This window comes from Lysobacter stagni (assembly GCF_030053425.1).
In the GTDB taxonomy this organism is placed as follows: Bacteria; Pseudomonadota; Gammaproteobacteria; order Xanthomonadales; family Xanthomonadaceae; genus Lysobacter_J; species Lysobacter_J stagni.
Genome location: NZ_JASGBI010000001.1, coordinates 975,056 through 994,693, shown reverse-complemented (window position 1 = coordinate 994,693; position 19,638 = coordinate 975,056). Strand labels below are relative to the sequence as shown.

At 68.8% G+C, this 19,638-nt stretch carries 20 protein-coding genes and 1 tRNA gene; 12 read left to right on the top strand and 9 right to left on the bottom strand.

What is annotated here, in order from left to right; genetic code table 11:
• Positions 1-23 precede the first annotated feature (23 nt).
• Positions 24-1,070, bottom strand: coding sequence for a biotin synthase BioB (gene bioB / locus QLQ15_RS04445; RefSeq protein ID WP_283211639.1), 1,047 nt, complete (start codon positions 1,068-1,070; stop codon positions 24-26).
• A 73-nt stretch (positions 1,071-1,143) separates the two neighbouring features.
• On the opposite strand from bioB, the gene QLQ15_RS04440 reads away from it, so the two are divergent.
• Positions 1,144-1,848: a ComF family protein gene (locus QLQ15_RS04440; protein WP_283213927.1), complete on the top strand. Its 705-nt coding sequence runs from the start codon at positions 1,144-1,146 to the stop codon at positions 1,846-1,848.
• A 6-nt stretch (positions 1,849-1,854) separates the two neighbouring features.
• On the opposite strand, the gene QLQ15_RS04435 is transcribed toward QLQ15_RS04440, so the two are convergent.
• Positions 1,855-2,358 (bottom strand): Rid family hydrolase, encoded by a 504-nt coding sequence (locus QLQ15_RS04435; RefSeq protein WP_283211638.1) that lies wholly within the window; start codon positions 2,356-2,358, stop codon positions 1,855-1,857.
• Positions 2,359-2,546: 188 nt separating this feature from the next.
• Between QLQ15_RS04435 and QLQ15_RS04430 the strand changes: the two genes are divergently transcribed.
• Entirely contained in the window at positions 2,547-3,098 is a 552-nt protein-coding gene (locus QLQ15_RS04430) for an HdeD family acid-resistance protein (protein ID WP_283211637.1), read from the top strand.
• 1 nt (position 3,099) lies between these two features.
• Here QLQ15_RS04430 and ubiA read toward each other — a convergent pair whose 3' ends face one another.
• Positions 3,100-4,014, bottom strand: coding sequence for a 4-hydroxybenzoate octaprenyltransferase (gene ubiA / locus QLQ15_RS04425; protein ID WP_283211636.1), 915 nt, complete (start codon positions 4,012-4,014; stop codon positions 3,100-3,102).
• A 151-nt stretch (positions 4,015-4,165) separates the two neighbouring features.
• On the opposite strand from ubiA, the gene QLQ15_RS04420 reads away from it, so the two are divergent.
• From QLQ15_RS04420 to zapE, 5 genes are all read left to right on the top strand, one after another.
• Positions 4,166-4,242: transfer RNA gene (locus tag QLQ15_RS04420), tRNA-Arg, on the top strand.
• Between the two features lie 113 nt (positions 4,243-4,355).
• Positions 4,356-4,871, top strand: a complete 516-nt coding sequence (locus tag QLQ15_RS04415; protein ID WP_283211635.1) for a c-type cytochrome — start codon at positions 4,356-4,358, stop codon at positions 4,869-4,871.
• 137 nt (positions 4,872-5,008) lie between these two features.
• On the top strand, positions 5,009-6,721 hold the full coding sequence (locus QLQ15_RS04410; protein WP_283211634.1) for an ExeM/NucH family extracellular endonuclease: 1,713 nt from the start codon (positions 5,009-5,011) through the stop codon (positions 6,719-6,721).
• 46 nt (positions 6,722-6,767) lie between these two features.
• Entirely contained in the window at positions 6,768-7,457 is a 690-nt protein-coding gene (locus QLQ15_RS04405) for an alpha/beta hydrolase (RefSeq protein WP_283211633.1), read from the top strand.
• Positions 7,454-8,575: a cell division protein ZapE gene (gene zapE, locus QLQ15_RS04400; protein ID WP_283211632.1), complete on the top strand. Its 1,122-nt coding sequence runs from the start codon at positions 7,454-7,456 to the stop codon at positions 8,573-8,575. The genes QLQ15_RS04405 and zapE overlap by 4 nt, the downstream gene beginning before the upstream one ends.
• Positions 8,576-8,624: 49 nt before the next feature.
• Here zapE and QLQ15_RS04395 read toward each other — a convergent pair whose 3' ends face one another.
• Positions 8,625-9,974, bottom strand: coding sequence for an APC family permease (locus tag QLQ15_RS04395; RefSeq protein WP_283211631.1), 1,350 nt, complete (start codon positions 9,972-9,974; stop codon positions 8,625-8,627).
• Positions 9,975-10,060: 86 nt separating this feature from the next.
• Here QLQ15_RS04395 and QLQ15_RS04390 point away from each other — a divergent pair, with 86 nt between their 5' ends.
• Positions 10,061-10,651 (top strand): HAD family hydrolase, encoded by a 591-nt coding sequence (locus tag QLQ15_RS04390; RefSeq protein ID WP_283211630.1) that lies wholly within the window; start codon positions 10,061-10,063, stop codon positions 10,649-10,651.
• A gap of 4 nt (positions 10,652-10,655) precedes the next feature.
• Here the strand turns inward: QLQ15_RS04390 and QLQ15_RS04385 are convergent, their stop codons facing one another.
• From QLQ15_RS04385 to QLQ15_RS04370, 4 genes are all read right to left on the bottom strand, one after another.
• A complete protein-coding gene (locus QLQ15_RS04385; protein ID WP_283211629.1) occupies positions 10,656-10,865 on the bottom strand; it encodes a hypothetical protein in 210 nt (69 codons plus the stop codon).
• A 46-nt stretch (positions 10,866-10,911) separates the two neighbouring features.
• Complete coding sequence (locus QLQ15_RS04380) at positions 10,912-11,535, bottom strand: DUF938 domain-containing protein (protein ID WP_283211628.1); 624 nt, start codon at positions 11,533-11,535, stop codon at positions 10,912-10,914.
• 9 nt (positions 11,536-11,544) lie between these two features.
• Positions 11,545-11,679 carry a hypothetical protein gene (locus QLQ15_RS04375; RefSeq protein ID WP_283211627.1) on the bottom strand — a complete coding sequence of 45 codons (135 nt, stop codon included), beginning with the start codon at positions 11,677-11,679 and terminating at the stop codon, positions 11,545-11,547.
• 140 nt (positions 11,680-11,819) lie between these two features.
• Positions 11,820-12,023, bottom strand: a complete 204-nt coding sequence (locus QLQ15_RS04370; RefSeq protein WP_283211626.1) for a hypothetical protein — start codon at positions 12,021-12,023, stop codon at positions 11,820-11,822.
• A 78-nt stretch (positions 12,024-12,101) separates the two neighbouring features.
• On the opposite strand from QLQ15_RS04370, the gene QLQ15_RS04365 reads away from it, so the two are divergent.
• The 3 genes from QLQ15_RS04365 to QLQ15_RS04355 are packed head-to-tail and all read left to right on the top strand — an operon-like array spanning position 12,102 to position 13,278.
• The gene (locus tag QLQ15_RS04365; RefSeq protein WP_283211625.1) at positions 12,102-12,398 is read left to right on the top strand and encodes an I78 family peptidase inhibitor; all 297 of its coding nucleotides are present in this window, start codon (positions 12,102-12,104) and stop codon (positions 12,396-12,398) included.
• A 20-nt stretch (positions 12,399-12,418) separates the two neighbouring features.
• Entirely contained in the window at positions 12,419-12,844 is a 426-nt protein-coding gene (locus QLQ15_RS04360) for a guanyl-specific ribonuclease (protein ID WP_283211624.1), read from the top strand.
• Complete coding sequence (locus tag QLQ15_RS04355) at positions 12,841-13,278, top strand: barstar family protein (RefSeq protein WP_283211623.1); 438 nt, start codon at positions 12,841-12,843, stop codon at positions 13,276-13,278. Before QLQ15_RS04360 ends, QLQ15_RS04355 begins: the two co-directional genes overlap by 4 nt.
• A 122-nt stretch (positions 13,279-13,400) precedes the next feature.
• On the opposite strand, the gene QLQ15_RS04350 is transcribed toward QLQ15_RS04355, so the two are convergent.
• On the bottom strand, positions 13,401-14,672 hold the full coding sequence (locus QLQ15_RS04350; protein ID WP_283211622.1) for a TCR/Tet family MFS transporter: 1,272 nt from the start codon (positions 14,670-14,672) through the stop codon (positions 13,401-13,403).
• 495 nt (positions 14,673-15,167) lie between these two features.
• Here QLQ15_RS04350 and gltB point away from each other — a divergent pair, with 495 nt between their 5' ends.
• A complete protein-coding gene (gltB, locus tag QLQ15_RS04345; RefSeq protein WP_283211621.1) occupies positions 15,168-19,634 on the top strand; it encodes a glutamate synthase large subunit in 4,467 nt (1,488 codons plus the stop codon).
• Positions 19,635-19,638 lie beyond the last annotated feature (4 nt).

Sequence of the window (19,638 nt, the reverse complement as noted above, 5' to 3'; positions counted from 1 at the left end):
AAGCGCTCCGCGACGGCGAAGCCTTACGCAGCGCAGCAGCGCTGCGATTCGACGATGTCGGCATGGACGGTTTTCCCCCCGGAATCCTGCTCTTGGACCAGGGGCATCGGATGCAGCCCCAGTCGGGCAAACAATGCCATATCGCGCTCGGTGTCGGGATTACCGGTCGTCAGCAATTTCTCGCCGTAGAAGATGGAATTCGCACCGGCGAGGAAGCAAAGGGCCTGCAACTCGTCGTTCATCGACTCGCGGCCGGCCGAGAGCCGGACCATCGAACGGGGCATCAGCAGGCGTGCAACTGCGATGGTGCGCACAAATTCGAAGGGGTCCAGCTCGGCCGTTCCAGCCAGCGGCGTGCCTTCTACCTGGACCAGCCGGTTGATCGGAACCGAATCCGGATGCGCCGGCAGGTTGGCCAGCGTCTGCAGTAGCCCGGCGCGCTGGTCCCGGCTCTCGCCCATGCCGACGATGCCGCCGCAGCAGGTCTTCATGCCGGCGTCGCGGACGTGGCCGAGGGTGTCCAGCCGGTCCTGCACCTCGCGGGTGTGGATGACCTGGTTGTAGAACTCCGGCGCGGTGTCCAGGTTGTGGTTGTAGTAGTCCAGCCCGGCCTCGCGCAGGGCGCGCGCCTGGTCGCCCGAGAGCATGCCCAGCGTGGCGCAGGTCTCCAGGCCCAGCGCCTTCACTTCCGAGATCATGGCCGCCACCTTCGGGATGTCGCGGTCCTTCGGCGAGCGCCAGGCCGCGCCCATGCAGAAGCGTGAGGCGCCGGCGGCCTTGGCCTGGCGCGCCTTCTCCAGCACGGCCTCGGTGCTCATCAGCTTCGTGGCTTCCACGCCGGTGTGATAGCGCGCGGCCTGCGGGCAGTAGCCGCAATCCTCCGGGCAGCCGCCGGTCTTGATCGACAGCAGCGTGCTGACCTGGACCTGCGCGGGATCGAAGTGCTGGCGATGGACGCTGCCGGCGCGATGGAGCAGCTCCGGGAACGGCAGGTCGAACAGCGCGCGGACCTCGGCGCGGGACCAGTCGTGGCGCGGCTCGGCGGCGGGGGTCTGGCTGACAGCAGTCATGGGGGCTTTCCGACAGTTGCGGCGGGACAGGCCCGGCAGTCTGGAAACCATGCCGAAGCCTGTCAACCGAACCATGGCGCACGGAGTTGACAGCCGCGACCGCTTCGCGTGGCACCGATGGCTGCCCACGCGCTGCCTGATCTGCAGCGAACGTGGTTCCAACGGCCTTGATCTCTGCACAAATTGCCGTGAAAAACTGCCGTACATGCACGCGGCCTGTGGCCGTTGCGCGATGCCCCTACCCCAGCCCAGCCCCGCCTGCGGACGCTGCCTGCGGCGACCGCCCCCTCAAACCCGGGCCCACGCCGCGTTCGTCTACTGCGCTCCGCTCGACCGGCTGCTGCCCCGGGCAAAATTCCATGGCGACCTTGCCGCGATCGCGTTGCTCGGTCGGCTGACGGCCCAGGCGCTGGCCGATGCGGACCGGCCACAGGCCCTGGTGCCGTTGCCGCTGCATGCCGGGCGGCTGCGCCAGCGCGGCTACGACCAGGCCCTGGAACTCGCGCGCCCGCTCTCCCGTTGGCTGCATCTGCCGCTGCGCGACGATGTGCTGCTTCGTGTGCGCGCCACCTCGCCGCAATCGCGACTGGACGCCACCGCACGGCAGCGCAACCTGCGCCAGGCGTTCGCGGTTCGCCCGCGCGCTGCGTTGCCGTCGCACGTGGCCCTGGTGGACGACGTCATGACCACCGGCGCCACCGTGCGTTCGGCGGCGCACGCACTTCTGCGCGCTGGCGTGTCGCGGGTGGACGTGTGGGTTTGCGCGCGCGTGCCGTGATCACGGCTACGGCGCGCCCGCCGGCGGCTTCGGGATATCCGCGCGCGCCCGCGCACCCGAACCGATGACCGCCTCGGCCCGGATCTCCATCGGTGCGTCGCTCGAGTACAGCGCGGTGGTTCCCACCGCGGTCCATGCCGGGTAGTGGTCCTTGAAGAATTCGCGATGCACCTTCAGCACCGGCTCGATGCGGCGACGAAACTCATCGTGGTCCTTCGCGACATGGAAGCTCTGCAGCTCCACCACGTCGGCCATGCTGGCGCCCGCCGCTTCAAGGTGCGCCTGCATCTGCTGGAAGGCCCAGCGGATCTTCGCCTCTTCGGTATCGCCTTCCGCCGCCGGAATGCCGGACACGATCACGCGGTCGCCGATGCGCACGACCGGCGTGTAATGCAGGCCGTGGTAGGACCCCTCCCAGCCCTTGGGCGCGAAGTGTTCGCGCGTGGCCGACTGGGCGTGGACGGCATTGACGAAACACAACAACACGATCGACAGGCACAGACGACGCATGGCGCAACTCCGGTGCGGGCGAAGCACCGATTGCAGCACGCCTCCGCGTGGCGGCCCTGTGCAATCCGTCGGGGTACGCGCCAGTTGCGCACCGGAGCACATCCACACCCCCTTCACGCGGCTGCGACGAGCGGCTGCCCACGCTGCGCAGGCCGCGGCATCGCGGTCATCGTGCCAGGGAGGTCGCCATGAGCGCAGGTCTGTTCGCCGGTCTGGGGCGCAGCTGGTGGGTGCTGGTGCTGTACGGCGTGATCGCCGTGCTGTTCGGCATCTTCGCCTTCGTATGGCCCGCGAAAACCGCTGTCGCGATGGCCTGGGCCTTCGGTGTGATGGCGCTGGCCGAGGGCATCCTCAGCGTGTTCGCGCTGTTCCGGCGCGAGGTCACGGTGTCGCGCGGGTGGCTGGCGCTGTACGCACTGGCGTCGATCGTGTTCGGGCTGCTGGGCGTGATCCACCCGGTCGCCACCGCGGGCGTGCTGCTGTTGTTCGTAGCCGCATGGCTGATCGTCGCGGGTGTGTACCGCATCGTGCTGGCCATCCGCATCCGCAAGGAAATCACGGGCGAATGGATGATCGCGCTCAGCGGCGTGCTGGCGATCATCCTCGGCGGGATGTTCGTCGCCTCGCCCGCCGCCGGGCTGATCACCGTGGCGCTGTGGATGGGACTGGGCGCGATCGTCTACGGCGTGCTGCAGATCATGGCGGGCTTCCGCCTGCGCACGCTGGGAACGGTGCTGTAAGTCAGGCCGCCACCACCACGGGTCGCATCGCCAGATCGACCGCGATACCGGCGAACACCACCAGCCCGACCCAGTGGTTGTGCAGGAACGCGCGGAAACATGCCGCGCGGTCGCGGCCGCGCGCGATCGCGAACTCATAGGCCACCAACGCCAGCGCGGTGGCCAGGCCGGCCCAGTAGTACACGCCCATCTGCGCGCGCTGCCCCACCAGCACCAGGGCCACGAAGAACAACGCGTACAGCACGCCCTGCGCGATGAGGTCCATCTCGCCGAACAGGATCGCAGTGGACTTGCTGCCCATGCGCAGGTCGTCCTCGCGGTCGACCATCGCGTACCAGGTGTCGTAGGCGGTGGACCACACGATGTTGGCTGCGTACAGCAGCCAGGCCAGCGCGGGCACTTCACCGCGCACCGCCGCGAACGCCATCGGGATGCCCCAGCCGAACGAGAGCCCCAGGTACACCTGCGGCAGATGGGTGTAGCGCTTCAGGTACGGATAGCTGGCCGCCAGGGCGACGCCCACGAAGCTCATCAGGATCGTCAGCCGGTTGAGCGTGAGCACCAGCCCGAAAGCCGCCAGCATCAGCACAGCGAACAGCGCCAGCGCCTCGCGGCCACGCACCGCACCGGTGGCCAGCGGCCGGCCCTTGGTGCGCTCCACGTGCGGATCCAGCCAGCGGTCGGCGTAGTCGTTGATCACGCAGCCGGCCGAACGGGTCAGCCACACGCCCGCGCTGAAGACGAACAGCGTCCACAGCGGCGGCACGCCCCCGGCGGCCAGCCACAGGCCCCACCAGGTCGGCCACAGCAGCAGCAGCCAGCCGATGGGACGGTCGCCACGGACCAGCTGCCAGTACAGCGCCAGGCGCGAGCGCAATGACGGGGCCAGGGGGATTTGAAAGCGTTCGTAGCTCATGTCCGGCGGAAAAAAGCTCGATCGGCGCCAGCGCCGTGGGGGAATCGACGGGTGCGCGGCAGCACGCCACCGCGCTTTGCCGCTAGAATGCCAGCCCCGCGCGACGTGGCGTGATCGTCCGATCAGGCCTCTTGCGCGGGATCTCAGCCAGGCGCCCGTAGCTCAGCCGGATAGAGTAGTGGCTTCCGAAGCCATTGGTCGGGGGTTCGAATCCCTCCGGGCGCGCCACTCCCGTACGAAGGTGCGGGAGCCGGTCGTATACTGGCGCGCGGCCGCACCCGGTGCGGCCATTTGTCGATGGCTTCGCGTGCCCATGCCGGGCGCGCGCAATAGGTGGGTTTGTGCGCAACTACGACCTTGAATTCCTGAAGAAATTCTCGATGGTGATCGTGTTCCTGATGGTGGTCACCGTCGGGCTGATCATCACGGCGATGATCGTTCACAGCCAGATTCCGGCTGAAGTGAACCCCGACGTCGCCAAGCGCACGCAGCAGCGCATCCAGCCGGTCGGCGCGGTGTACGCCGGCAGCACCGGCGCCGCTGCCCAGCAGGCCGCCGCCGCGGCTGCCGCCGCGCAGGCCGCTTCGCAGGTTGCCTACGGCGGCACGACCGACGGTTCGGTGATCTTCAACAACCTGTGCACCGGCTGCCACACCTCCGGCGCCGGCGGCGCTCCGACGCTGGACAAGGCCCATTGGGCCGACCGCATCACCAAGGGTGCCGACACGCTGCACAAGCACGCCATCGAAGGCTTCACCGGCACCGCCGGCGTGATGCCTGCCAAGGGCGGCAACCCGGCCCTCACCAACGAGCAGGTCATCGCGACCGTCGACTGGATGCTGGCCAACCTGAAGTAAACCGGCGCCTCCCAAGGCCCCGCACGACGCCGCCTCCGGGCGGCGTTGTCGTTTCCACCCCCCGCTTCGCCGCGTCGCGACAGGCGCCTGCCATCAGTCACCGCGATAATGCGCGCCTTTCCTCCGGCGATCGCGCGATGACCCGTCCCCTTCCCTACCGTCCTGCCGCCCTGCTGCTGGCGCCCTGCCTGCTGCTTGGCTGTTCCACCCTGCCGGGCACGCGCGCCACCCCCATCGGCGAGGTGCAGGGCCACGACGCGCAAAGCAGTCGGATCGGTCAGACGGTCACCGTCGAAGGCGTGATCACCGCGCTCACGGCCGACGGCTGGTACGTGCAGGATCGCGGCGACGGCGACGACGCCACCTCCGACGCGCTCTTCGTGCACGGCCCCGCCACCGCAGCCGTGGGCGACCGCGTGCGGGTGAGCGGCATCGTCGCCGAACTGGACGCCGGCAAGGGCAGCACGCGCACCGCGCTGGAACAGACGCAGACGGTGCGCCTGGGCACCGGCGCCGTCACGCCGACGCCCATCACCGCCGCCCCCGACGACTGGGAGCGCCTGGAAGGCATGCGCGTGCGCATCGACACACCGCTGTCGCTGGCAGATACGGGCGATTTCGAGCGCCACGCCCGCGTGATGGCCAGCCTCGACGGCCGCCTGTGGCAGCCCAGCGAACGTGCCGAACCCGGCAGCGACGCCGCGGCGGCCATCGTGGCGCACAACGCGCGCAACATGCTTTGGCTGGAAGCAGGCGGCGACGCAGAGCATTGGCCCGACGGCCTCGCCCATGCGCGCAGCGGCAGCCGCATCGACGGCGCCATCGGCATCATCGATCAGGCCGCGAAGGGCGAGTACCGCCTGTCGCTCACCGCGCAACCAACGCTGCAGCCCGAGCCGCGTCCGCAACCGCCGCAGGTGCCGGGCGACGTGCGCATCGCCGCACTCAATCTGGAGAACCTGTTCAACGGCGACGGCCAGGGCGGCGGCTTCCCGACGCTCCGCGGCGCGCGCACGCCGGACGAACTGGCGCGGCAGCTGGCCAAGCACGTCGCCACGATCCGCGGTCTCGATGCCGACGTGGTCGCGCTGATGGAACTGGAGAACGACGGCTACGGGCCGGAGTCGAGTCTCGCCGCGCTGGTCGATGCACTCAACGCAGGCGGCGGTCACTGGCGTTTCGTGCGCGTCGCCGCCGGCCCGGGCGACAACGCCATCCGCGTCGGACTCATCTACCGCGACGACCGCGTGCGCACGCAGGGCAAGCCCGCGCTGCTGGAAGGCGGCCCGTTCGGCGAACACAGCCGCGTTCCACTGGCACAGGCGTTCGTTCCGATGAAGGGCGGGCGCGTCGACGGGTCGCCCTTCGTCATCGTCGCCAACCACCTCAAGTCGAAAGGCTGCACCGAGGCGCAAGGCGCCGACCGCGACCAGCACGACGGCGCCGGCTGCTGGAACGCCACGCGCGTCGCGTCCGCGCAAAAGCTCGACGCCTGGCTCGCCACCGATCCGACCGGCCAGGGTCGCGAGCGCGTGCTGATCGTGGGCGACCTCAACGCCTACGCACGCGAAGCGCCGGTCCGCGCGCTGGTCGATGCCGGCTGGCGCGACGCCTTCGACGTGGTCGGCGCGCAAGCCCCCTACAGCTACGTCTACGACGGACGCATCGGCCGGCTCGACCACGCCCTGCTCAGCCCCGGTTTCGCGGCACGCCTGCGCGGCGCGGTCGAGTGGCACGGCAACGCCGACGAACCCGAGTCCTCCGGCTACCGCGTCGGCGGCGAAGGCCCGTGGCGCAGTTCCGATCACGATCCGCTGCTGCTCGGTTTCGACCTGCGCCGCGCCCCGTGAGAGGGGCCGAACGCGGTCTGAATCCGCCCGCCCGTATCATGACGCCATGACCAGCCCCGCCTTCCCGAACGAGGCCACCGCGACGCTGATGCTCGACGGCCCGGCCGGCGTGCTCGAAACCATCGTCGAGGCCGCAGAGGCGCCGCCGCGCAATGCCGTGGCCGTCGTCTGCCATCCGCTGCCCACCGACGGCGGCACGATGCACAACAAGGTGGTGACGATGACCGCGCGCGCGCTGCGCGAGTCGGGCATCGCCACGGTGCGCTTCAACTTCCGCGGCACGGGCGCCTCCAGCGGCAGCTTCGACCAGGGCCGTGGCGAGGCAGAGGACCTGCGCGCCGTCGTCGCGTGGGTGCGCGCGCAGCGTCCGGGCGCGAAGCTGTGGCTGGCCGGTTTCAGCTTCGGTTCCTACATCACCCTCAAGTGCGCGGCGGAGCTGCATCCGTCGATGTTGATCTCGATCGCGCCGCCGGCCGCCGGCCGCAACTGGGACTTCAGCACGATCGCACCGCCGGAATGCCCGTGGCTGGTGATCCAGGGCGAAGCCGACGAGATCGTCGACCCGCAGGCGGTGTATGCGTGGATCGACAGCCTCAAGGGCCTACGCCAACCGCCGGAGCTGGTGAAGATGCCCGACACCAGCCACTTCTTCCATCGCCGCCTCATCGACCTGCGCGGCGCGATCAAGCATGGCGTGAAGCCGTACCTTCCGCCGGAACTCCCGCAGGGCGCATGAACGCAACGCACGCGGCCGCGAACGCCGCACCTTCGACCGCCGCGCCGTCGGCGAGCTACGACGCCGGCGTGGCGCGCGGCGACTGGAATGAAGATCCCGCGCAACGTCCCGCGCTGCGCGAGCTGGACCGCCTGCACGCCGCGCTGCTGGATCCACCCCGGCGCGGTCTGCTCGACGGCCTGTTCGGCAAGAAGCCCGAGCCGCCGCTGGGCCTGTACCTGTGGGGCGGCGTGGGACGCGGCAAGACGTTCCTGATCGACCTGTTCTACGACGCGCTCCCGTTCGAAGGGAAGCGTCGCACGCACTTCCACCGCTTCATGCGCGAAGTGCATGCGCAGTTGCGTGCGCACGCCGGGCAGAGCGATCCGCTGGCCAGCATCGCCCGCGAGTGGGGGCGCACGCTGCGCGTGCTGGTGCTGGACGAGTTCTTCGTCAACGACATCGGCGACGCGATGTTGCTGGGCCGCCTGCTTGAACGCCTGTTCGCCGAGGGCGTGGCACTGGTCACCACCTCCAACACCGAGCCCAAGCACCTCTACAAGGACGGCCTGCAGCGCGACAGCTTCCTGCCCGCGATCGCGCTGATCCAGAAACATTGCAAGGTGCTGTACCTGGACAGTGCGCAGGACTACCGCCTGCGTGCGCTCACGCGATCGCCCGTGTATCGCGCGCCGCTCGATGCGGCCTCGGACACCTGGCTGGGCGAACGCTGGCACGAACTGGCCGCCGCTTGTCCGCGCGAGCAGGGACCGCTGGTGATCGAGGGCCGGCAGATCCCGGTACGCGCGCTGGCCGAAGGGCATGCATGGCTACACTTCGCCGCCTTGTGCGAGGGTCCGCGCGCGGCCAGCGACTACATCGAGATCGCCACCGAGTACCACACGGTGCTGGTCGGCGGCATTCCGTTGTTCGACGGCCGCAACGACGATCCCGCGCGCCGCTTCGTGCACCTGATCGACGAACTGTACGACCGCCACGTCAACCTGGTCTGCACGGCCGCCGCCGCGCCGACGGCGCTATACACGGGCACGAAGCTCGCGCACGCGTTCGAGCGCACCGCCTCGCGCCTGATCGAGATGCAGTCGGCCGAGTACCTGGCGTTGGAGCATCGGGGCTGACAGCGGCACACACGGCGTCACGTGCGCCGGCTCGGGAGAACAGGCGCGATCAGATCCGGCTGGTGCGGGCGGACCGTCCGCGCAGCGCTGCGAGCACCGCATAGACGATCACCAGCGCGGTCAGCGACAGCGCGATCGCCAGCCACTCCTGCGCGCTCAGCGTCGCGAGGATCGCGGCCATGGTGAGCATCGCCAGCACCGGCACGAAGCCGCCGAGCGGCAGCACCATCGGTTCGCCGTGACCGCGCAGGCCCATGCGTTGCGCGCGCCACGCCGCCGCGGCGACCGCAGCGAACACGAGGCAGATGGCGCCGCCGGAGATCAGCGCCATGGTTTCGAACGTGCCCACCACCGCCAATGCGACCGCGATGCCCGCATGCGCGAACAGACCCAGCATCGGCACGCGGTGACGCGCATCGACGATGCCGAACGCGCGCGGCAGGAAGCCGTCGCGGCCCAGCGCGAACAGCAGGCGCGAGGACGAGAACAGATTGCCCATCAGGAAACCGAGCATCGACACGCCCGCTGTGACCAGCAACAGCGTGCGCGCCGGCTGCCACAGCGCACCGGCGGCGTCGGCGACCGGCGCGGCCCTGCCCGTCAGGCCAGTGCCCAACGCACCCTGGCAGGCGGCCTGGATGCCGATGTAGAGCAACACGACGATGAGGATCGCGGTCAGCGTCGCACGTGGCACGTGGCGCGACGGATCGCGCACCTCGCCCGTCGGCACCAGCGCGGTTTCCATGCCGGCGTAGGCGAATACGACCAGCACCAGCGATGAACCCAGCGCTTCCCACGACGGCACCGCACGCCAATCGAAACTCACGTGCGACCAGTCGATGAAGAACAGGCCCACCGAGGCCAGCAGGAACAGCGGCGTCAGCTTCAGCGCCGCAAGGCCCACGATCATCCGTGCGCCCAGCTTCACGCCGAACGCATTGAGCGCGAACAGCGCGGAGTAGACGCCCGCGATCAGGATCGCGCGCGGCGTTGGCTGCGTCAGCACGGGCGCGACCTGCTGCAGCTGGGTGGCCAGCGCGGCGGCCACGCCGGCGCTGGACGTCACATTGCAGATCCACATCAGCGCGCCGACCAGGAATCCCGCGAACGGGCCGAAGGCGGCGCCGACGTACGTGTACGGGCCGCCTGTCGCCACGGCGCGGCTGCCGACGGCGGCGAAGCACAGCGCGATCGGCACGATGGCCGCGGCACCGGCGACGAACGCCAGCGGCGCGACTGCGCCCAGGCGCGCGGCGAGCAGTGCCGGCAGCATGAAGATGCCGGCGCCGACGATGATGTTGATGATGGACGCCCCGAGCTGGAACGGCCCCAGCGCTCGAACCAACGCGGCCTCGCCGCGCAGGGTGGCCTTGGATGGCGCGGGGCTCTCGTCCGTCATGCGGGATCGTCGGGTCGGCGTCGGCAACGAGCGTCGCACATCGGGCGTGCGGCTGTCTAAGCTGGTCGCTTTCCGCAGACCCGCCCATGAACCTGGCCCTGTTCGACTTCGACGGCACCCTGACCAACCGCGAGCTTTACCCTGAATTCGTGCGTTTCGCCGCCAGCCCGCGCCAGCGCGCGGTCGGCGGGATCACGTTGGCGCCGCTGGTGGTCGGCTACAAGCTGGGCGTGGTTAGCGGTAACACGATTCGCGAACGCGTCACCGACTTCGCCTTCCGGGGTCGCAGGCAAGAAGAGCTCGAGGCCTTCGGCGAGCGCTTCGCACGCGAGATCATCCCCGCTTCGCTGCGGCCGCACGCCATGGAACGACTGCAATGGCACCGCGAGCAGGGCGACACCGTCGTCGTGGTGTCGGGCGGCTTCGATCTGTACCTGAAGCACTGGTGCGCACTGCATGGACTGGCGCTGCTGTGCTCATCGCTGGAGATGCGTGACGGCGTGGCGACCGGCCGTTACCACGGTGCGCAATGCGTGGGCGAGGAGAAGGCGCGTCGCGTTCGCGCGCAGTACGACCTGTCGGACCATCCGGTGATCCACGCGTACGGTGACACGCCCGAAGACCGTGAACTGCTGGCCTTGGCACACCGCCGCTGGTATCGCTGGCAGGAAGCCTGAGTGGTCAGACCGGCTTGCCGAGCGTACGCATCAGCAGGTCGAAGCGATCCCAGTTGAGCTTGCGCCGGTAGACCTTGTTGGTGGGCCGCCATTCGATGGCGCCCTTCGACACCAGCAGCGTTCCGAAACGCTTTCCGTCGCGCTCGACCACGAATTCGACGTCCTCCCGGCCCAGCTCGCGCCGCGGCAGGTTGAAGATGACCTTGTGTGCCATGCGCCTCGCCTCCGGACGGTGTGACGGCGACTCTAGCGCTGCGGCGTCAACGCGACGTCGCGCTCCTGCGCCACACCAGGCAGCGGTTGTTGGCCGGCATCGCCACGTCCTCGGCGAGCTCCAGACCGATGGCGCGCGCGAGCGCGTCGACCGCCTCGAACCCGCGAATGCCGGAGCGGGGATCGCGCGCCTTCAACCAGCCATCGAAATCGCGGTTGCTATCGCTGGTGTAACTGCCGTCGTAGTTGAAGGGGCCGTAGACCACCAGGGTCGCATCGTCCGCGAGCACATCACCCAGCCCGGCGAAGAACGACTCCACCTCCGGCCAGCCCATGATGTGCAGCGTGTTCGCGCTGAACACGGAATCGAAGCGACCGCCCGCAGTACCCGCACGTGGCCAGGGGCCGTTGGCGACGTCCAGTTCCACCGGCACCGGCGTGTTGGGCAATGCGGCCTCATCGATCCACAGTCCGATGCCGTGCAATGCGTCTGCACGATCGCTGCATTGCCAGCGCAGCCATGGCATGGCCGCGGCGAAGTACACCGCATGCTGCCCCGTGCCGCTGCCGACCTCGAGCACCTCGCGGCGATCGGCGAAGTGACGCTGCAACACGGCGAGGATGGGATCGCGGTTGCGCTCGCAGGCGGGGGCGTTGGGAAGATCCGGCATGGTGTGACTTTAGCGCGACGGTGGTGTTTCGGTGGTGTTGCTGCCGTTGCTGCCATTGCTGCTGTTGCTGTTGCTGTTGCTGTTGCTGGCGCTGGCGCTGGCGCTGGCGCTGTTGATCTTGCGACTTCGGAGCGAGCCGAGCACCGGAGCCGGAGAAGGGCGAAGAGTCGCCCATTGTTTGAGTGCCGCGAAGCGGCGCGAGTTTGGGCGACGTCCCTTTTCCGGCGAGGAGCGCAGGGAACCGCCGCGCAGCGGCGGATCGCGTAGGGAGCCAACGGTTTTGGTTACTTTTGCCAAGACAAAAGTAACCCGCCCGTTTTCGGGCGGAAGCCTTTGCCTTTGCTCTGCATCACGCCCTTCGCAAAGCGTGCGACGACTGAAGGTTGGATTCCCGCCTTCGCGGGAATGACAGCCAATAACTGCCCGACAGTCAGCAACTGCCCGGCATGCCGAGTCATCCCCATCCCCCACATGGCCACCAACCTCATTCCGGTATCCTCCCCTTTACACCCCGCACACAGCCACGGGCGCACGTTTCGCCCGTCACCCGGATACGGAGAACCCCCATGTTCCGCAGCTTCCTGCTCGCCGCCACCATCGCCTCGCTTTGCGCATGCGCGTCGACGCCTCCGGCCGCAGGAACTGCCCAGCCGCCCACCGGCGTGTGCAATGCCGAAGGTGCGCGCTGGGCGATCGGCTCGGCCGTGAATGACGACGTGGTCAACCGCATCCTGCACGACACCGGCAGCCGCGATGCACGCGTGCTGCGTCCGGGCCAGCCGGCGACGATGGACTTCCGCGAGGATCGCGTGAACGTCGACCTCAACGACCGCGGCGCGATCACCGGCATCCGCTGCGGTTGATTCCATCCGGAGGCACGACCGTGCGCCGTCGACACATCTGGCTGGTCGCCATCGTCGCGCTGCTGGGACTGTGGCTGTGGAGCAAGCGCTCCGGCGACGGCGAGTTGCGTACGCCACCCGGGCCGGCGCTTACACAGAGTGCGCAGGGCACGGTCTATCCCGCGTTCCTGCCGGTGGAGGCGCATGCGGTGCTCGATCGCATCGCGAGCGGCCAGGCGCATCCGTTCCGCCAGGACGGCAGCGTGTTCCAGAATCGCGAAGGCCGGCTGCCGCCGCAGGCTTCGGGTTACTACCGCGAGTACACCGTGCCCACACCCGGGTCGAACGACCGCGGCCCACGCCGCATCGTTGCCGGAGGCGATCCACCGGTGGAGTACTGGTACACCGACGATCACTACGGCAGTTTCCGCCGCTTTGAATGGTCCTCGCCGCAGGTGCGTCGATGAACGCCGTGGACCTGCGTTCGATCCTTGCCGACGCCGAGCACAGCGGCGCCTACTTCATCGACGAACGCGATGCCGAAGTGATGGCGCAGGCGGGCGCGGGGCTGGACTACGCGGTGATGCGCGTGGACCTGGCCGGTTGCACCGACAAGGCGGGCTTGATGGAACGGCTGGCGAAGGCGGGCGGGTTCCCGGAGTGGGTCGGCGCCAACTGGGATGCGCTGTCGGACGCCCTGCGCGATCTGTCCTGGCGACCGGCACCGGGCTACGTGCTGCTGGTCGAGAACGCCTCGACCTGGCGCGCGGCGAACCTGCAGGAGTTCGACACGCTGCTGGAAGTCTTCAATGAAGCGGCGTTCGAATGGGCGCGCGAGGACATCGCGTTCTGGGCGCTGCTGCCGTTCCCGGGCGAGCTGCTCACGTCGCTGGAAGACTGACCACGCCCGGATTCGGTTGTCGATGCGCGGTGCGCGCAGCCTTCGAACTTGCCGGAGGGTTGAACGCCTCCGCTCCGTTACCCCTCACCCCAACCCCTCTCCCGTCGGGAGAGGGGCTTTCGTCACTGCGCCTCGGCTTCCACCGCGGTCACCGGCGTCGCCGCCGGTACGCGTGCGTAGCGCCAGGCGATCCCCACCGCCACCGCCAGCAGAACGCCGGCGATGAGGAACGGCGCACCCGGCAGGTGCACCGGTGCGGCATCGTCGATGAAGTAGCCGAAGCTGCCGGCGAACAGGACCGGGCCGATGATGCCGGCCAGACTCACCAGGCTCATCAGCGCACCCTGGATGCGGCCCTGCACTTCCGGTCCCACCTGGCGCGTGATCAGCGCCTGCGTGGACGGTGCGGCCAGGCCCCAGATGGCCGACACCGGCAGGCCGATCAGGAACACCCAGCCAACGTCGGCGAAGCCGTAGATGCCGAAGCCGATCGCGCCGCACGTCAGGCCAAGGATCAGCGCGCGGCGTTCGCCCATCGCATGCACCACCTTGCCCACCAGCCCTGCCTGCACGATCACGTTCAGCACGCCGACGATCGCCAGCACGTAGCTCACCTCGCGCGGGCCCCACTGGTACTGGTAGTCGGCGAACAGCACGAAGACGCTGGGATACACGTAGTGCGCCAGGTTGGCGATGAACACCACGGCGGCCAGGCCGAACACCTGCGGATAGCGCTTGAGCAGCGCGAGCGAGCCCACCGGGTTGGCGTGCGACCAGTCGAAGCGCGCACTGCGGCGTTCCTTCGGCAGCGACTCGGGCAGCACGAACAAGCCATAGCAGAAGTTCACGAGCGCCAGTCCGGCGGCGAACCAGAACGGCAACCGCAGGTCGACTTCGCCCAGCGCGCCGCCGATCAGCGGACCGATGATGAAGCCCACGCCGAACGCGGCGCCGAGCATGCCGTAGCTCTTCGCACGCTTCTCCGGCGGCGTCACGTCGGCGACGTACGCGTTGGCCGTGGTGAAGCTGGCGGAGGTGATGCCCGAGATGATGCGGCCCACCAGCAGCCACGCCAGCGACGGCGCCAACGCCATGAACACGAAGTCCAGGCCCAGGCCCAGGCAGGAGAGCAGGATCACCGGGCGCCGGCCGAAACGGTCCGACAGCGCGCCCTGGATCGGCGAGGTCACGAACTGGATGCCGGCGAACAGGAAACCGAAGGCCGCCACCCAGTACGCCGCATGCGCGGTGTCGCCCCCGGCGAACTGTTCGATCAGGTGCGGCAGCACTGGAATGATCAGACCGAACGACAGCACGTCGATCAGGATCGTGACGAAGATGAAGACGAGCGCGGCGCGGCGGCGCGCGCCCGGGACGGGAGCGGTGTCGGTCACGGAAGGCCGAGGAGGTTCGAAGAGACGGCAAGTTTAGCGCCGCGTGCCGACACGCTTTGCTTCATTGCCGTCATTCCCGCGAAGGCGGGAATCCGGCGTTGGCTGCGTCACGCCCTCCGGTAGCCGTGAGGCCTTGGATGGATGGATTCCCGCCTTCGCGGTGATGACGACAGGCGGCAGCTGGAGACGAACCAGGTGGCCACCGCGCATCGGAAACGCCGATGGTTTCAATCGTTACCAAACGCCCCCGAATGTCGGACGAATGTCCCAATGTCATCAATGACTTGGATGATGGCACTTGACGCGGAGCCGTCGCGTTGGCTCGCAAATTGCCGCAGCGCACAAAGTGTGATTTATTCGGTTGAACCAGGGTGGTGAGGCAGGCCGGACCGCGCAAGCGGACCGCCTTTGGCATCGCCGCAAATCCCTGGAAAAGCCAGGTTCGTTTTGTCTTTGCGCACGACAACCCAGCGGTGAATCCGCGACGGAGTAACGATGGAGCAGCAGTACCGCCCCGGCCCTGTCGGTCTGTACGACCCCCGCGACGAGCGGGATGCGTGCGGCTTTGGTCTGATCGCCCACCTCGACGACGCGCCCAGCCGCGCCATCGTCGATCGCGCGATCGAGGCGCTGGTACGCATGACCCATCGCGGTGGCATCGCCGCCGACGGCCTGAGCGGCGACGGCTGCGGCCTGCTGATCCGCCAGCCCGACACGTTCCTGCGCAACCTCGCCCGTGAGGCCGGCATCGCACTGGGCGCGCATTACGCGTCCGGCCTGGTGTTCCTGCCGCACGATGAGGCCGAAGCCGCGCGCGCGAAGGAAACCCTGGGCGCGCAACTGCAACGCGAACGCGTGGACGTCGCCGGTTGGCGCACGGTGCCGGTGGACATCGCTGCCTGTGGCGAACTCGCACGCCGCACCATGCCGCGCGTCGAGCAGATCTTCGTGAAGCCGGCCGCCGCGTTCGACGCCGCCAGCTTCCAGCGTTCGCTGTTCCTCGCCCGTCGCCGTGCCGAGCAGCAACTGCGCGACCTGCCGGATTTCTATGTCGTCAGCCTGTCGATGGCCAGCATCGGCTACAAGGGCATGGTGCTGCCCGACCGGTTGTCGCAGCTCTATCCCGATCTGCAGCGCGCCGATCTGGCCGCCAGCGTGGTCGTGTTCCACCAGCGCTTCTCCACCAACACCACGCCCCGCTGGCCGCTGGCGCAGCCGTTCCGCCTGCTGGCGCACAACGGTGAGATCAACACCATCTCCGGCAACCGTGCCTGGGCACAGGCACGCGCGCACGCGTGGCGCACGCCGAACCTGGACCTGACCGAGTTCGATCCGGTGGTCACGCTGGACGGCTCGGACTCGCAATCGCTCGACAACATGCTCGAGCTGCTGCAGGCCGGCGGCATGGACCTGCTCAAGGCGATGCGCATCCTGATTCCGCCGGCGACGCAGTCGCTGGAGTACAAGGACGCCGACCTCGCCGCGTTCTACGAGTACTACTCGCTCAATACCGAGCCGTGGGACGGCCCGGCCGGCATCGTCACCGTGGACGGTCGCTACGCGGCGTGCACGCTGGACCGCAACGGCCTGCGTCCGGCGCGATGGATGCGCACGCGCGACCGCCATTTCCTGATCGCCTCCGAAGCCGGCGTGTGGGAGCGGCCGATCGAGGAGATCGAGGCCAAGGGCAAGCTCGGCCCGGGCGAGATGATCGCGGTGGACCTGTACCTGGGCGAAGTGCTCGATTCGGACGCCATCGACCGCATCAACCGCGCCCGCGCACCGTACAAGCGCTGGCTCAAGCAGGGCATGACCTACCTGCAGACCGAGCTGATCGATCCCGCGCTGGCCGCCGAACCGTTCGATCCGGAAACGCTGACGCGCTTCCAGAAGCTGTTCCAGCTGACGCGCGAGGAGCGCGAGCAGGTACTGCGCCCGCTGGCCGAGACCGAACAGGAAGCGGTCGGCTCGATGGGCGACGACGTGCCGATGGCGGTGCTGAGCCAGCAGGTGCGCCCGCTCTACGACCAGTTCCGTCAGGCGTTCGCGCAGGTGACCAACCCGCCGATCGATCCGCTGCGCGAGGACTGCGTGATGTCGCTGGCCACGCAGCTGGGTCGCGAAGGCAACATCTTCGTCGACGGCCCGGGCAACGTGGACCATATCCACCTCAACTCGCCCGTGCTGTCGCAGCGCAAGTTGCGGCAGATGCTGGCGATGGCGCCGTACGACCATTCGCACACGCTGATCCATCTGCACTACGCGCCCGAGGAAGGCCTGAAGGCGGCGATCGAGCGCATCTGCGCGGAAGCCGAAGCCGCCACGCGCGCCGGCAAGGTGCTGCTGGTGCTCAGCGACCGCTACCCGGAGCAGGGGCGGCTGATGGTGCACGCGCTGCTCGCCACCGGCGCGGTGCACCAGCACCTGGTGCGCACGGGGCTGCGTTGCGAATCCAACCTCATCATCGAGACCGGCACGGCGCGCGACCCGCACCACTTCGCCTGCCTGCTCGGCTTCGGCGCGACCGCGGTCTATCCGTACCTGGCGTATCAGACCCTGCACGACCTGGGCGTGCGCGGCATCCTCAAGACCAAGCATGGCCAGGTCGCGGAGATCGGGCGCAGCTACCGCCGCGGCATCAAGAAGGGGCTGCTGAAGATCATCTCGAAGATGGGCATCAGCACCATCGGCAGCTACCGCGGCGCGCGGTTGTTCGAGATCGTCGGTCTCGATCGCGAAGTGACGCAGCTGTGCTTCGCCGACACGCCCTCGCGCATCGGCGGCGCCGGCTTCGACGACCTGCAGGCCGACGCGCAGGAACTGGCCGACCACGCCTGGAACGCCAATGCGTTGCCCGCCATCGGCGGCCTGCTGAAGTACACGCCGGGCGGCGAGTACCACCTGTTCAATCCCGACGTGGTGATGAACCTGCAGCGCGCGGTGCACAGCGGCGACTGGAGCGACTGGCTGCGTTACGCCGAAGCGGTGAACGAGCGCCCGACCGCGGCGCTGCGCGACCTCCTGGAAGTGGATGCGTCGAAGTCCACCGCGATCTCGCTGGACGACGTCGAACCGGTGTCGTCGATCGTGAAGCGTTTCGACTCGGCCGCGATGAGCCTGGGCGCGCTCTCGCCCGAAGCGCACGAAGCGCTGGCCATCGCGATGAACCGCCTGGGCGGGCGCAGCAACTCCGGTGAAGGCGGCGAAGACCCGGTGCGCTACGGCACCGACAAGGTCTCGAAGATCAAGCAGATCGCATCGGGGCGTTTCGGCGTCACGCCGGAATACCTGGTCAACGCCGAAGTGCTGCAGATCAAGGTCGCGCAGGGCGCCAAGCCCGGCGAAGGCGGACAGCTGCCGGGCCACAAGGTCAACGAGCTGATCGCGCGCCTGCGTTACGCGATGCCCGGCATCGGCCTGATCTCGCCGCCGCCGCACCACGACATCTATTCCATCGAGGACCTCGCGCAGCTGATCTTCGACCTCAAGCAGGTCAATCCACAGGCGCTGGTGTCGGTGAAGCTGGTCTCGCACGCGGGCGTGGGCACGATCGCCACCGGCGTGGCGAAGGCCGGCGCGGACCTGATCACCATCTCCGGCCACGACGGCGGCACGGGCGCCAGCCCGATCTCCTCGATCCGCTACGCCGGTACGCCGTGGGAACTGGGCTTGTCCGAAGCGCGCCAGGCGCTGGTGTCCAACGACCTGCGCGAGCGCGTGATCCTGCAGACCGACGGCGGCCTGAAGAGCGGCCTGGACGTGGTGAAGGCCGCGCTGCTGGGTGCCGAGAGCTTCGGTTTCGGCACCGCGCCGATGATCGCGCTGGGCTGCAAGTACCTGCGCATCTGCCACCTCAACAACTGTGCCACCGGCGTGGCCACGCAGGACGACGCACTGCGTCGCGACCACTTCACCGGCCTGCCCGAACGCGTGGAGAACTTCTTCCGACTGCTCTCCGAAGAGGTGCGCTACTGGCTCGCGCAGCTGGGCGTGCGCACGCTGGGCGAGATCGTCGGCCGCACCGACCTGCTGCGGCAGATCGAAGGCGACGGCGACCGCCAGCACGGCCTGGACCTGGCGCCGCTGCTAGCGGGCAGCGGGCTGGCGCACGGCGGCCATTGCGGCGCACCGCAACCGGCGAGCGGCGCAACCGGGCTGGCGAAGCAGCTCGACATCGATCTGTCCGAAGCCATCACCGGCAAGCGCGGCGGCGCCTACACCTACACGATACGCAACACCGACCGCAGCATCGGTGCGCGTCTTTCGGGCCACATCGCACGCACGCACGGCGACCGCGGCATGGCCGATGCTCCGATCTCGTTGCGCTTCGATGGCACCGCGGGGCAGAGCTTCGGCGCGTTCAACGCCGGCGGTCTGCAGTTCGAGCTGCACGGCGAGGCCAACGACTACGTGGGCAAGGGCATGGCCGGCGGCCGCATCGTCATCCGGCCGCCGCACGGCGCGCGTTTCACCGCGCACGAAACGCCGATCATCGGCAACACCTGCCTGTACGGCGCCACCGGCGGCGAGCTGTATGCGGCCGGTCGCGCGGGCGAACGCTTCGGCGTGCGCAACTCCGGCGCGACCGCGGTCGTCGAGGGCGCAGGCGACCACTGCTGCGAGTACATGACCGGCGGCGTGGTCGCGGTGCTGGGCCGCACCGGCCTGAACTTCGGTGCGGGCTTCACCGGCGGCATGGCGTACGTGCTCGACACCGAGCGCGATTTCGTCGATCGCTACAACCACGAGCTCATCGACATCCTGCGCATCGCGTCGGACGGTTTCGAGAACCACCGCTCGCACCTGCGCGATCTGCTGGAGACGCACGTGGCGCTGACCGGCAGCCCGTGGGCGCGACGCATCCTCGACGAGATGCGCGATTTCCTCGGCAAGTTCTGGCTGGTGAAGCCGAAGGCCGCGAGTCTGGAATCGCTGGCCGAGAATCTGCGGAGGGCCGCGTGAGCAA

What these genes read in the sequence shown, in the direction of transcription:
- gltB (WP_283211621.1), top strand. Translation starts at nt 15,168, where the DNA reads ATGGAGCAGCAGTACCGCCCCGGCCCTGTCGGTCTGTACGACCCCCGC.
- QLQ15_RS04405 (WP_283211633.1), top strand. Translation starts at nt 6,768, where the DNA reads ATGACCAGCCCCGCCTTCCCGAACGAGGCCACCGCGACGCTGATGCTC.
- QLQ15_RS04365 (WP_283211625.1), top strand. Translation starts at nt 12,102, where the DNA reads ATGTTCCGCAGCTTCCTGCTCGCCGCCACCATCGCCTCGCTTTGCGCA.
- QLQ15_RS04385 (WP_283211629.1), bottom strand. Translation starts at nt 10,865, where the DNA reads ATGGCACACAAGGTCATCTTCAACCTGCCGCGGCGCGAGCTGGGCCGG.
- QLQ15_RS04380 (WP_283211628.1), bottom strand. Translation starts at nt 11,535, where the DNA reads ATGCCGGATCTTCCCAACGCCCCCGCCTGCGAGCGCAACCGCGATCCC.
- QLQ15_RS04370 (WP_283211626.1), bottom strand. Translation starts at nt 12,023, where the DNA reads ATGAGGTTGGTGGCCATGTGGGGGATGGGGATGACTCGGCATGCCGGG.
- QLQ15_RS04390 (WP_283211630.1), top strand. Translation starts at nt 10,061, where the DNA reads ATGAACCTGGCCCTGTTCGACTTCGACGGCACCCTGACCAACCGCGAG.
- zapE (WP_283211632.1), top strand. Translation starts at nt 7,454, where the DNA reads ATGAACGCAACGCACGCGGCCGCGAACGCCGCACCTTCGACCGCCGCG.
- QLQ15_RS04430 (WP_283211637.1), top strand. Translation starts at nt 2,547, where the DNA reads ATGAGCGCAGGTCTGTTCGCCGGTCTGGGGCGCAGCTGGTGGGTGCTG.
- QLQ15_RS04355 (WP_283211623.1), top strand. Translation starts at nt 12,841, where the DNA reads ATGAACGCCGTGGACCTGCGTTCGATCCTTGCCGACGCCGAGCACAGC.
- bioB (WP_283211639.1), bottom strand. Translation starts at nt 1,070, where the DNA reads ATGACTGCTGTCAGCCAGACCCCCGCCGCCGAGCCGCGCCACGACTGG.
- QLQ15_RS04435 (WP_283211638.1), bottom strand. Translation starts at nt 2,358, where the DNA reads ATGCGTCGTCTGTGCCTGTCGATCGTGTTGTTGTGTTTCGTCAATGCC.
- QLQ15_RS04410 (WP_283211634.1), top strand. Translation starts at nt 5,009, where the DNA reads ATGACCCGTCCCCTTCCCTACCGTCCTGCCGCCCTGCTGCTGGCGCCC.
- ubiA (WP_283211636.1), bottom strand. Translation starts at nt 4,014, where the DNA reads ATGAGCTACGAACGCTTTCAAATCCCCCTGGCCCCGTCATTGCGCTCG.
- QLQ15_RS04395 (WP_283211631.1), bottom strand. Translation starts at nt 9,974, where the DNA reads ATGACGGACGAGAGCCCCGCGCCATCCAAGGCCACCCTGCGCGGCGAG.
- QLQ15_RS04440 (WP_283213927.1), top strand. Translation starts at nt 1,144, where the DNA reads ATGGCGCACGGAGTTGACAGCCGCGACCGCTTCGCGTGGCACCGATGG.